An 11,797-nucleotide genomic window follows, 5' to 3' on the forward strand; every position below is an offset into this window, starting at 1 on the left:
TTATTGCTACAATCTCACAACCATCACCAACTTCATAATAGTCACCGTAATCGTCATAAGAACCCAGCTTGTTTTTTAATACAAAACCTATTTTTCTTGCATGAAAAAATCATCTAAAACTGCCGAGTTTCAATTATTACAATTAATTATTAAACTCAGAGTTGATTCTAAATCGCTTAATTACAACGAGTTTATTGCAGTATTAAATGCTACAAAATCTTTATACAGTAATAAGCATTTTATAGAAGGTTTAATTCAATCTTTAAGAATGCTTAATCATACAGAAATTCAGAATAAAGGAAACTTAACAAAACGCGAAAAACAGGTATTAATACTCATAGGTGAGGGCTTAAAAAGTGTTAGTATTGCTAATAAACTCAATCTAAGTAAATCAACAATAGAAACACATCGGAAAAATATTCGAAAAAAACTTAAGCTAAATGGTAGTGATAACTTATTTACGATTGCATTACTATTTAATTTACAATATCAGAAAAATATTAGTGATGACAAATCTTAAATTATCCGATGATATAATAAACAAATCAATATGATAGTACTAGCGATCCTTTTAATAGTTAATGCACTGTTATTAAAATTTAGTGTAAACAATAAACGTCTCTAAAAATATATGATACAAAAAGAGCCGTCAAAAAATGACAGCTCTTTCTTATCTATTATTCTAATTGAACCTTATTTACTAGCTACTAAAGTAACTTTCAATTCAATATCATCATTGATAAATTTATCACCTAAATTATCAAAAAACGATTTAGATCCGTATTGTACATTCCATTTAGAACGGTCAATAGTAAAAATTTCACTAGTTAAAGTCATCATACCGTCTTTCACTTCTGTTGATACAGGGAAACTAATATTGTTAGTAGTATCCTTTAATGTTAAGTTACCAGAAAGCATTGTTTTTCCTTCAGTGGTTTCGATACCAGTAACTTCAAATTTAGCTTTCGGAAATTTTTCAACATCAAAAAAGTCAGCACTTTTTAAATGCCCAACTATTTTTGCGTTACCTTCTTCTTCAGCAGGAATATCAGTGTTTACAATACTATTCATGTCTATAATAAAGTTTCCATTTTCAATAACTCCATCATTAATATTAACAGTTCCTTGATTAATGCCGATTGTACCATTATGAGAACCAGTTGGCTTAAAGCCTTTCCATTCAATCATAGATTTTTCTGTATTGGCTTTATATGTTACAGCAGTAACTTTTGCTACAGCAGCTTCTTCTGCTTTTGTTGTTTCAACTTCTTTAGCTTTATTATTACAGTTTGTAAATGAAATTAAGGCTACTACAGCGAAAATTTTTAAAAATGATGTTTTCATGTAAGTGTTTTTTGTTTTTGTTTTAAGTCTGCAAAGTTAAGGATTAGTAGTAGAAAGTATTATAAAAAAATGTTAATGACATTTTGACATTTTTATAATAATGGCAGTACTTTTGCCATCTCTAAATCGAAGATTTAAAATTTAAGATTAAAAAAAGCACTCAAAATGAGTAAAAAAAATAAAAATAAAGGAGTGGAAGAGCCACAAGTTGAAGACAATACAACTTCTACTGTAGAAGCTGAGCAAAAAGAGTCAAAATCTGCAGAAGAGCAATTACAAGATCAATTGGCTGCTGAGAAAGATAAATTTATGCGTTTATTCGCGGAGTTCGAAAATTATAAAAAGCGAACGACTAAAGAACGCATCGAATTATTTAAAACAGCAAGCCAAGATGTTATGGTGTCTATGTTGCCAGTTTTAGATGATTTTGAACGCGCTTTATTGCATATAGAAGACGATAAGGAAGCTGAAGAATTACGTAAAGGAGTGTTGTTAATTTATAATAAATTGGTTACGACCTTAGAGCAAAAAGGCTTATCTAAAATAGAAGTAAAACAAGGTGATGTATTTAATGCAGACGATCATGAGGCTATAACTCAAATTCCTGCTCCAAGTGAAGATTTAAAAGGAAAAATTATAGATGTAGTTGAGCGCGGTTATAAGCTAGGAGATAAAGTTATTCGTTTTCCTAAAGTGGTTATAGGACAATAATAGAAGAATATGAAAGAAGATTATTACGACATATTAGGCATAAGCAAAGGTGCTTCTGATGCTGAGATAAAAAAAGCTTATCGCAAGATGGCTTTAAAGTATCATCCAGATAAAAATCCAGATAATACTGAGGCTGAAGAAAAATTTAAAAAAGCAGCAGAAGCTTACGAAGTATTAAGTGATACTGATAAAAAAGCACGTTACGACCAATTTGGTCATCAAGCCTTTGAAGGTGGAGGTGGTTTTGGTGGTGGAGGTATGAATATGGATGATATCTTCAGTCAATTTGGCGACATTTTCGGTGGAGGCTTTGGAGGTGGAGGTGGATTCAGTGGCTTCGGTGGAGGTAGCAGACAACGTGTTGTTAAAGGAAGCAATTTGCGTATTCGTGTAAAATTAACACTAGAGGAGGTTGCTAATGGAGTAGAGAAGAAAATAAAAGTAAAACGTAAAATCCAAGCACCAGGAACAACGTATAAGACTTGCGGTACATGTAATGGTGCTGGTCAAGTGACTAGAGTTACAAATACTATTTTAGGGCGTATGCAAACGTCTGCTGCATGTCCAACATGTGGTGGAGCTGGTCAGACTATTGATAAAAAACCATCAGATGCTGATGCTCAAGGGTTAAAAGTCGCAGAAGAAACTGTAATGGTTAAGATACCTGCAGGTGTTGTTGATGGTATGCAATTAAAAGTAACTAGTAAAGGGAATGATGCACCAGGAAATGGTATTGCTGGTGATTTATTAGTAGCCATACAAGAAGAGGATCATCCAACTTTAAAACGTGAAGGTGATAATTTGCATTACGACATGTATGTAAGTTTACCTGATGCTGTTTTAGGGACTTCGAAAGAAATAGATGCCGTTACCGGAAAGGTGAGAATTAAAATAGAAGCAGGTGTACAGTCTGGCAAAATATTAAGACTTAGAGGTAAAGGTATTCCTAGTATTAATGGTTACGGTAAAGGAGACTTACTTGTGCATGTAAATGTATGGACGCCAAAGACTTTGAGTAAAAAACAGAAAGATTTTTTCGAAAGTATGAAAGAAGACGAACACTTTGAGCCTAAACCAGAAAGTTCGGATAAATCTTTTTTTGAAAAAGTAAAAGATATGTTTTCATAAAAAGCTTCTGTTTAAGAAAAAATATTATCTTTGAGTTATCGCTAATGCTAATTAGCGGTAATTTTTCTTTTTCATAGCAATTTTTTCCCATCCTTGTCTAACCATAAGGGTGGGTTTTGTTTTTTATAGAATTATTGGCTCTAACCTTTATAATTAGTGTATTATTTTTTCTTTAAAACTCTATAACATTTAATATATTTACATGCTAACCCTACTATAAAAATCTAGTTATATATGAATGACTTATTAGTTGCCAATTCCGTGTCAAAGAACTTTGGGGATTTTAGAGCGCTAAATCAAGTATCTATTGCTGTGCCTAAAGGCAGTATATTTGGACTCCTTGGTCCAAATGGTGCAGGAAAAACTACACTAATTCGTATCATTAATCAAATTACTATGCCAGATGAAGGTTCTGTACTGCTAGATGGTCAGAATCTAAAACCAGAACATATTAGAGATATTGGTTATTTACCTGAGGAAAGAGGACTTTACAAGTCAATGAAAGTTGGTGAGCAATGTTTGTATTTAGCTCAATTAAAAGGTTTAAGTAAGTCTGAAGCAAAAAGCAGATTGAAATATTGGTTCGATAAGTTAGAGATTGGTGACTGGTGGAATAAGAAAATTCAAGAACTAAGTAAAGGTCAGGCACAAAAAATACAATTTGTGGTTACGGTTTTGCATAAACCAAAATTATTGATTTTTGATGAGCCATTTTCTGGTTTCGATCCTATAAATGCCAACTTAATTAAAGATGAAATATTACAATTACGAGAAGAAGGGGCGACTGTGATTTTTTCGACTCATCGTATGGAATCTGTTGAAGAACTTTGTGATCATATTGCATTGATTCATAAATCAAACAAGGTTTTAGACGGGAAATTGAATGATATTAAGCGTCAATACAAGACCAATACCTTTGAGGTTGGTTTAGAATCTACGAATAAAGATAAAGTGTTATCTGAAATTCAGAATACATTTGAAGTGCTTCCTGCAACCTTCAGAAATTTAAATGATGATATTAAGTTGAATATTAAAATAGGAGATAACACCTCTCCAAATGATTTGCTTTCGTTTTTAACTGCTAAAGCTGAGGTGCATCATTTTGTAGAAGTTATTCCTTCAGCGAGCGATATTTTTATTCAAACTGTAAAAAACAATTAAGCATGAATCATTTACCACTCATTATAAAACGAGAATACTTAACTAAGGTTAAGAATAAGTCATTCATTGTAATGACATTTTTGAGCCCATTAATAATGATTGCACTTATAGCCGTTGTTTCATATTTGTCGCAATTAAACAATGATAAGCAACGTACTATTTCTGTATTAGACGAGACAGGCTATTTAAAAGATGTTTTTCAGAATACAGAGAATACCAATTATACCAACCTAAATGGATTGGATTTAGAAGATGCTATTGCATTGGTAAAGGAGAAAGAAGATTATGGCTTATTACATATTTCAGCTGTAGATTCCCTCGATGCTTTTTCTAAAAATGTAAAGTTTTATTCTGAAGAATCTCCATCACTATCTATTATTTCTGGTTTAGAACGAAAGATTGAAAAGCGTTTGCGAGAAAAGAAACTTCAGAAAGATGGTGTTACACTTGCTCAAATTGAAGCATCTAAAACAAGCATAGATATTGCTCAAGAGAGTTTTGATGGTGAGAAAAGCTCTAAAATAGATAACATAGTTAAGCTCGCTTTTGGTGGTATTGCAGGTTATTTATTATTTATGTTTATCATCATTTATGGTAATATGATAATGCGAAGTGTCATTGAAGAAAAGACAAGTAGAATTATAGAAGTTATTATTTCTTCTGTGAAACCTATTCAACTTATGATGGGTAAAATTATAGGAACGTCTCTTGCTGGTGTTACTCAATTTGCTATTTGGGTAGTTTTAGGTGGAGTTTTAATGTTTATTGTTTCTGCAATTTTCGGAATTGATTTAACACAAGCATCAACTCCTCAACAAGAGATAATGAACCAAGCTATACAAGCACAAGGAGCACAAGCCATGGCAGAAAACCTAATTACTGCAATAAGTAATTTACCTATCGCTAATCTTGTAGTAGCCTTTATATTTTTCTTTATAGGAGGTTATTTATTGTATAGTTCTTTATATGCAGCTATAGGTGCAGCAGTTGATAACGAAACTGATACACAGCAATTTATGTTGCCGATTTTAATGCCATTAATTTTAGCCGTTTATGTTGGAGTATTTACGGTTATTGAAGATCCACATGGTACAGTTTCAACAATATTTTCATTCATTCCATTCACATCACCAGTTGTAATGTTAATGCGTATTCCTTTTGGTGTTCCATTATGGCAACAAGGATTGTCTTTATTACTTTTAATAGGCACCTTTATATTTGCTGTTTGGTTTGCGGCTAAGATCTATAGAGTGGGTATTTTAATGTATGGTAAAAAACCAACCTATAAAGAGTTATTTAAGTGGTTGAAATATTAACTGATGATTCAAGAATTAGAACATATTGAAGAATCTATTACCAAAAGTGATGCATGGGACTCTACTAAGGAATTTCTAGGTAAACACATGGATTTTGGGAAAGATATCAGTATTTCAATTTTTGATATTTTAGTTGTAATTAGCGTAATTTTCATTACTACGTTAATATTAAGATTGTTTTTTAGGCTTATAACAAGAAATCTTCCAAAGCAAGAAAAGACTAAGTTTAATGTTGTCTATGGCTATTTTAGATGGCTTATTTATATAGTTATTTTACTGGTTACTTTGCACAGTGTAGGTGTAAATGTTACAGCAGTTTTTGCTGCTTCTGCTGCACTTCTCATAGGTGTTGGTTTGGCATTACAAACTTTATTTCAAGATATTATTTCTGGAATATTTATCTTAGTTGACCAAACGGTTCATGTAGGTGATATTATTGAAATTGAAGGAAAAGTAGGTCGTGTTGAAGAGATTAAACTAAGAACCACTAGAGCGGTAACAATAGATAATAAAGTACTAGTAATTCCAAATCATTTATATTTAACCAACTCACTTTATAATTGGACCCAAAACGGAACTAAAACTAGAGAGAGCGTTGAAGTTAGTGTTGCCTATGGAAGTGATGTTGAGTTGGTACGAAAATTATTATTACAAACAGCAAGTACACATCCTGATGTAATATCATCACCAGAGCCAGTGGTAGTATTTACGAATTTCGGTGATAGTTCATTGAATTTTAAACTCATTTTTACATTAGCAGATAGTTTTAAAGCTCAATTTCCAAAAAGTGATATTCGTTTTGAAATTGATAAACTCTTTAGAGAATATAATATTACAATTCCATTTCCTCAACGCGATGTGCATATTATTCAAAAATAGAATGTTTTTATGATTTTAAGCTTTTCAAAATGTAATACAATCCTAACAATGGTTTTGGTATGTTGTATTCATTTTGCAGAAGCACAACTTACAGATTTAGCTCGTTTAGAGTATTCATTTATTCCTAGTAGTAATTCAGATGATCATTATATCAGACTAAGAGCTTTAGTTAATTATCCTATTAAAATTAAGGATAAGGATTACTTAATCATTGGAGCAGAGTACAACAGAATAATATTGAATTTAGAAGATAATTATCCATTTAATCCAAACAATTTAAAAGGTTTAAACATAATAGACTTAAGTTTAGGTTATACCTTTAAGACTAGTGAGAATTGGCGTTTAGGACTAAAAGTGAATCCTAGAATAGCTTCTACATTAACTAACAAACTGACCTCAGACGACATATTTTTAAATGGAGGAGTTTTTGCTATTAAGGATAGAACTAATGCTAAAGATATTGAGAAGCCTTATCGTTTGGTCTTAGGACTTACATATAATACAACAGCTGGTGTACCTTTTCCGCTCCCATTTGTTAGTTATTACAGACGCGTTAATAACAAATGGTCGTTTAGTGTAGGTGTGCCAAAATCTAATCTAAAATACTTTTTTAATGAAAAGAGTATGTTACAAGTATTTGCTGGTTTAGATGGTTACTTTGCAAATATTCAAAAACCAATGTTAGTTAATGAGCGGATTGTAAATAATATTTCGCTTTCTGTTGTTATTGGAGGATTTGGGTACGAATATTGTTTTACAAAACATTTAGTAGCTTATTCTTATCTTGGGTACACTTTTAGATTGAATAATGTACTGAGAAACCAAAATAGAGACGAAGTTTTTAAGTTAAACGATGTAAACGCTTTATATTTTAGGAGCGGATTAAAATTTAAAATATAATTATGCCAAAAATATTAATAATAGAAGATGAAGCGGCTATCCGCAGAGTATTAGTGAAAATACTTTCTGAAGAAAACGATACATATCAAGTTGAAGAAGCAGAAGATGGATTAGTTGGAATTGAAAAAATTAAAAAAGACGATTATGACCTAGTGCTTTGTGATATTAAAATGCCAAAAATGGATGGTGTTGAGGTACTTGAAGCAGCTAAAAAGATAAAACCAGAAATACCCATGGTAATGATTTCTGGTCATGGTGATTTAGACACTGCTGTAAATACAATGCGTTTAGGCGCTTTTGATTATATTTCTAAGCCACCAGATTTAAACCGACTTTTAAATACGGTTCGTATCGCTTTAGATAGCAAAGAACTTGTTGTTGAAAACAAAAGACTAAAAAAGAAAGTTAGCAAGAACTACGAGATGATAGGTGAGAGTGATGGTATAGAGCGTATCAAGGATATGATTGATAAGGTTGCGCCAACAGATGCACGTGTTTTAATTACAGGTCCAAACGGAACAGGAAAAGAGCTCGTAGCACATTGGTTACATCAGAAGAGTGAACGTTGCAAAGGACCAATGATAGAAGTGAATTGTGCAGCAATTCCTTCAGAATTAATAGAAAGTGAATTGTTTGGTCATGTTAAAGGAGCCTTTACATCTGCTGCAAAAGATAGAGCAGGTAAATTTGAAGCGGCTAATGGAGGAACCATTTTCTTAGATGAAATTGGTGATATGAGTTTATCAGCTCAAGCTAAAGTTTTACGTGCTTTACAAGAAAGTCGCATACAACGTGTTGGTAGTGATAAGGATATCAAAGTAAATGTAAGAGTAGTCGCAGCAACGAACAAAAATCTAAAGAAGGAAATTGCAGATGGTAAATTTAGAGAGGATTTATACCACAGATTAGCTGTGATTTTAATAGAAGTTCCTGCTTTAAATGATAGGCGAGAAGATATTCCATTGCTTATCAATTATTTTACTGATAAAATTGCAAGTGCACAAGGCAATGCTAAAAAATCATTTTCAAGTAAGGCAATAAAACTGCTTCAGAATTATGATTGGACAGGTAACATTCGTGAATTAAGAAATGTTGTAGAACGTCTTATCATATTAGGTGGAAGCGAAGTTAGTGAAAGTGATGTCAAAGCTTTTGCTTCAAAATAATTGATTATGGATAATTTCAATATTGAAGACTTTAAAATCACTTCAAAAATTAGTCTTAAAGATCAGCCAACAAAACTTAGTGTATTGGCAGATGAAGACACTATTAAAGAAGAATTAAAGTCTGTTCGTAGACAACTAGGAAAACTACAAGACACCTTGTATGCACATGGTAAGTATTCTGTTTTAATCTGTTTGCAAGGAATGGATACTTCTGGGAAAGACAGTTTGATTAGAGAAGTGTTTAAGGATTTTAATGTTAGAGGTGTAGAAGTACATAGCTTTAAAGTACCAACCGAATTAGAGTTAAAACACGATTATTTATGGAGACATTATATTGCATTACCAGCTCGTGGAAAGTTTGGAGTTTTTAATAGAACACATTATGAAAATGTATTGGTAACACGTGTACATCCTTATTACATAATGGGAGAAAACATTCCAGGAATAGATGATGTATCGAAAATAGATGACGCCTTTTGGGATAAACGTTATGAGCAAATTAATAATTTTGAAAAACATATAGCAGAAAACGGAACCCTTATTTTTAAGTTTTTCTTGAATCTCTCTAAAGACGAACAGAAATTTAGATTATTAAGACGTCTAAGAAAAGAAGAGAAAAATTGGAAATTTTCGTCAGGAGATTTAAAAGAACGAAAACTTTGGGATAAATATCAAGAATGCTATGAAGAAGTTTTAAATAGAAGTTCTAAACCTCATGCACTTTGGTACAATATTCCTGCAGACGATAAACCTGTAGCACGTTATTTAGTAGCCAAAATTCTTTACGATACACTGAGTACATATTCTAACATTAAAGAACCAGAATTGCCAGCAAAAGAGAAAGCAAATATTAATTTGTATAAACAAGAACTTGAAAATGAATAATCTAAATATGAAACCTAAATTTTTAATATTTACTTTAACTGTTATTGCATTAGTGTGGACTTTCGATGTTAATAGTCAATCGGATGAAGATGTTTTAAAGACAATATATACTACTTCACTAACCAATGGAAAAAGTTATGATTGGTTAGATCATTTGTCTAATGAAATTGGTGGACGTTTGTCTGGTTCTAAAAACGCAGAGTTGGCTGTGCAATACACCAAAGTAGAACTCGAAAAACTAGGTTTAGATAAAGTGTGGTTACAACCTGTAATGGTTCCAAAATGGGAACGCGGTGAAAAAGAAAGGGCCTTTTTTGAAGTTTCGGGTATTACAAACGAAGTTAATATTTGCGCTTTAGGTGGTTCTATTGCTACTGCAAAAGATGGCTTATCAGCAAATGTTATTGAGGTTCAAAATTTCGAGGAATTAACGACTTTAGGAACAGAGAAAATTAAAGGGAAGATTGTATTTTACAATAGGCCAATGCAAACAGATTTAATTACTACGTTTAGTGCTTATGGTGGTTGTGTAAATCAGCGTTATGCTGGTGCAATGGAAGCTGCTAAATTTGGAGCTGTTGGTGTTATTGTACGTTCTATGAATTTACGCCAAGACGATTATCCGCATACTGGTAGCATGAGTTATGGTGATTTGCCAGTTGAGCAGCGTATACCTTCTGCAGCTATAAGTACCAATGATGCTAATGTGTTGAGCAAGGCTTTAAAACAAAATAAAATGCTTCAGTTTTACTTTAAGCAAAATTGTAAGCAATATGACGATGTACAATCCTATAATGTCATAGGAGAAATAACAGGAAGCGAATTTCCTAATGAGTATATGATAGTTGGTGGTCATTTAGATTCATGGGATTTAGGAGATGGAGCACATGATGATGGAGCAGGTGTTGTACAATCTATGGATGTTTTACGCTTGTTAAAAGAGAGTGGGTTAAAACCAAAACGAAGCATTCGTGTTGTTTTATTTATGAATGAGGAAAACGGTTTACGAGGAGGGAGAAAATATGCCGAAGTTGCTAAGGAAAAAAACGAAAAGCATGTATTTGCTTTAGAGAGTGATGCTGGCGGATTTACACCTAGAGGTTTTAGTTTTGACTGTAGTGATATAATGTTTTCGAAAATTGAAAACTGGAAGCCCCTTTTTAAACCTTACTTAATTCATTATTTTGAAAAGGGTGGAAGTGGTGCTGATATTGGGCCATTAAAAAATGATGACATAGTATTGGCAGGTTTACGACCAGATTCGCAACGCTATTTTGATCATCATCATGCTGCAAATGACACGTTTGAACATGTTAATAAGCGCGAATTAGAGTTAGGTGCTGCAACTATGACAGCTTTGGTGTTTTTAATGGACAAGTATGGTGTTAATACAATACCACAATCAGCAAAAATTAAAGACTAGAAGTTAGCTAACAAGGTTTATTATTTTACAAAGCGATTGTATAGCTCATACCAGTCTGAATATCTGGATGGTTATTAACAGTGAAGTCTTGTTGTAAATATAATTTAATAGTATTCTTTTTACCAAATGCATACATAAGTGTCCAGTAATTATTATTACCGTATAAATTACTTATACCAGAATTCCAGCTTTTTAAAGATGTGCCATTTTTTGTAGGAATGATATAATCAAACTCTTTCTTTTTATTTAAACTAGTCTGAACATAAAAATCCATGCCAAAGGCATGTGTTGTGCCACCTTTTGATTGGTATTTATATTCTATAATGCTTTCTAGATAGCCTATGTTATTATTTGTTCCTAAATCAATAGGTTCACTATTAAATTTAAAAAGTTTTCTATAAACACCTCCTAAGCTCAAACCTGCATTTATTTTTTTTAGACCATTTAATTGAAATGACTTAGTGAGATTTGCACTTAAACCAACATCAACGGATTGGTTAAACTTTGAGGTGTTAATTCCTAAATGACTACCAAAGTTTAGATAATAATTCTTTTTATTTAGTTTTTTCAATTCAGGGTAATAATAATAGGCAGCTTCAATTCCACTAAAAATAAAATCTCCCTTATTAATGTCCATTACGTTATCATTGCGATCTTTGTATCTTATACGTGCTTCGTTATAAGGATATAATTTTCTGTCAAAAGGATCTTCACCACCAGCTATTTTATCATGGAAGTCTTCGATAAATTTATCATTTGTAAAAAATGTAAATGGAGAGTTTCCTCCAGTTAATAAAAAGCTTTTTAAGGTTATAGCAAGTGCAGATTTATTGTTTAATGGAATATCTAATTTAAAATTGAAAGCTTTAATTACTCCATCATTC

At 32.1% G+C, this 11,797-nt stretch carries 12 protein-coding genes; 10 read left to right on the forward strand and 2 right to left on the reverse strand.

Annotated elements, in window-relative coordinates; translation table 11 throughout:
- Positions 1-100 precede the first annotated feature (100 nt).
- A complete protein-coding gene (locus QZZ53_RS15060; protein WP_296386194.1) occupies positions 101-520 on the forward strand; it encodes a LuxR C-terminal-related transcriptional regulator in 420 nt (139 codons plus the stop codon).
- Positions 521-693: 173 nt separating this feature from the next.
- On the opposite strand, the gene QZZ53_RS15065 is transcribed toward QZZ53_RS15060, so the two are convergent.
- On the reverse strand, positions 694-1,344 hold the full coding sequence (locus QZZ53_RS15065; protein WP_296386196.1) for a YceI family protein: 651 nt from the start codon (positions 1,342-1,344) through the stop codon (positions 694-696).
- 165 nt (positions 1,345-1,509) lie between these two features.
- On the opposite strand from QZZ53_RS15065, the gene QZZ53_RS15070 reads away from it, so the two are divergent.
- The 9 genes from QZZ53_RS15070 (at position 1,510) to QZZ53_RS15110 (ending at position 10,913) form a co-directional block, all read left to right on the forward strand.
- On the forward strand, positions 1,510-2,055 hold the full coding sequence (locus tag QZZ53_RS15070) for a nucleotide exchange factor GrpE (RefSeq protein WP_296386198.1): 546 nt from the start codon (positions 1,510-1,512) through the stop codon (positions 2,053-2,055).
- A gap of 9 nt (positions 2,056-2,064) precedes the next feature.
- Positions 2,065-3,183 carry a molecular chaperone DnaJ gene (gene dnaJ / locus QZZ53_RS15075; protein WP_296386200.1) on the forward strand — a complete coding sequence of 373 codons (1,119 nt, stop codon included), beginning with the start codon at positions 2,065-2,067 and terminating at the stop codon, positions 3,181-3,183.
- A gap of 234 nt (positions 3,184-3,417) precedes the next feature.
- Positions 3,418-4,344 (forward strand): ATP-binding cassette domain-containing protein, encoded by a 927-nt coding sequence (locus tag QZZ53_RS15080; RefSeq protein WP_296386202.1) that lies wholly within the window; start codon positions 3,418-3,420, stop codon positions 4,342-4,344.
- Between the two features lie 2 nt (positions 4,345-4,346).
- Positions 4,347-5,660 carry an ABC transporter permease gene (locus QZZ53_RS15085; RefSeq protein WP_296386205.1) on the forward strand — a complete coding sequence of 438 codons (1,314 nt, stop codon included), beginning with the start codon at positions 4,347-4,349 and terminating at the stop codon, positions 5,658-5,660.
- Positions 5,661-5,663: 3 nt separating this feature from the next.
- Positions 5,664-6,539: a mechanosensitive ion channel domain-containing protein gene (locus QZZ53_RS15090; RefSeq protein ID WP_296386208.1), complete on the forward strand. Its 876-nt coding sequence runs from the start codon at positions 5,664-5,666 to the stop codon at positions 6,537-6,539.
- 9 nt (positions 6,540-6,548) lie between these two features.
- Complete coding sequence (locus QZZ53_RS15095; RefSeq protein ID WP_296386210.1) at positions 6,549-7,439, forward strand: DUF6268 family outer membrane beta-barrel protein; 891 nt, start codon at positions 6,549-6,551, stop codon at positions 7,437-7,439.
- Positions 7,440-7,441: 2 nt separating this feature from the next.
- Positions 7,442-8,605, forward strand: a complete 1,164-nt coding sequence (locus QZZ53_RS15100) for a sigma-54 dependent transcriptional regulator (RefSeq protein ID WP_296386212.1) — start codon at positions 7,442-7,444, stop codon at positions 8,603-8,605.
- A gap of 6 nt (positions 8,606-8,611) precedes the next feature.
- Positions 8,612-9,490, forward strand: coding sequence for a PPK2 family polyphosphate kinase (locus QZZ53_RS15105; RefSeq protein ID WP_296386214.1), 879 nt, complete (start codon positions 8,612-8,614; stop codon positions 9,488-9,490).
- Positions 9,491-9,497: 7 nt separating this feature from the next.
- Positions 9,498-10,913 (forward strand): M20/M25/M40 family metallo-hydrolase, encoded by a 1,416-nt coding sequence (locus QZZ53_RS15110; protein ID WP_296386215.1) that lies wholly within the window; start codon positions 9,498-9,500, stop codon positions 10,911-10,913.
- Between the two features lie 25 nt (positions 10,914-10,938).
- Here QZZ53_RS15110 and QZZ53_RS15115 read toward each other — a convergent pair.
- Positions 10,939-11,797: hypothetical protein (locus QZZ53_RS15115; RefSeq protein WP_296386217.1), on the reverse strand; the 859-nt coding region annotated here is incomplete at its 5' end.

Source organism: Winogradskyella sp., from assembly GCF_016744625.1.
Taxonomy (GTDB): domain Bacteria; phylum Bacteroidota; class Bacteroidia; order Flavobacteriales; family Flavobacteriaceae; genus Winogradskyella.